The sequence below is a fragment of the Mesorhizobium sp. M8A.F.Ca.ET.021.01.1.1 genome, from assembly GCF_003998025.1.
GTDB lineage: Bacteria > Pseudomonadota > Alphaproteobacteria > Rhizobiales > Rhizobiaceae > Mesorhizobium.
Genome location: NZ_RZSJ01001060.1, coordinates 1 through 638 on the forward strand (window position 1 = coordinate 1; position 638 = coordinate 638).

The 638-nt window shown below is 60.3% G+C and carries 1 protein-coding gene; it reads left to right on the top strand.

All coding sequences use genetic code 11. The features are described from left to right. Positions 1-312: 312 nt before the first annotated feature. Positions 313-638: biotin carboxylase N-terminal domain-containing protein (locus EOA36_RS36580; protein ID WP_281040123.1), on the top strand; the 326-nt coding region annotated here is incomplete at its 3' end.

Here is a 638-nt window from a genome sequence, read left to right on the forward strand (position 1 = left end):
CTCGAGGTCGACCTCCATGATCTCCAGCGGCTTTCCGGCGGCGACAGCGACTGCGGCGCGGGTTTTCATCGGGCAATTCCTCCAAGGCGATTTTTGTGTCCAAGTTTTCAGGTTTTGGGCTGCTCATCAACTGTCAGATGAGACGAAATGTCGGCTTTGTTGACGCAGATAGCACACCATTCGACAACCGGTTCGGCAGAGAGCGCAATGGCGCGTCGCTGGCGCGGCTTTCATGTCGTCCATCGCGGTACTTGAGACATGGCGACATAGTCCATAGAACTGAACCGTTCGCCGGAGGGGAATTCTGCCCGCATGTTCACCAAGATCCTGATCGCCAACCGTGGCGAGATCGCCTGCCGCGTCATCAAGACGGCGCGCAAGATGGGCATTGCCACGGTCGCCGTCTATTCCGATGCCGATCGCGATGCCGTGCATGTCGAGATGGCCGACGAAGCCGTTCATATCGGGCCATCGCCCGCTGCGCAGAGCTATCTCGTGCCGGAAAAGATCATCGCCGCCTGCAAGGCGACCGGCGCCCAGGCCGTGCATCCGGGCTACGGGTTCCTGTCGGAACGGGCCGCCTTCTGCGAAGCGCTGGAAGCGGAAGGCATCATCTTCATCGGGCCGAAACCCAAAGC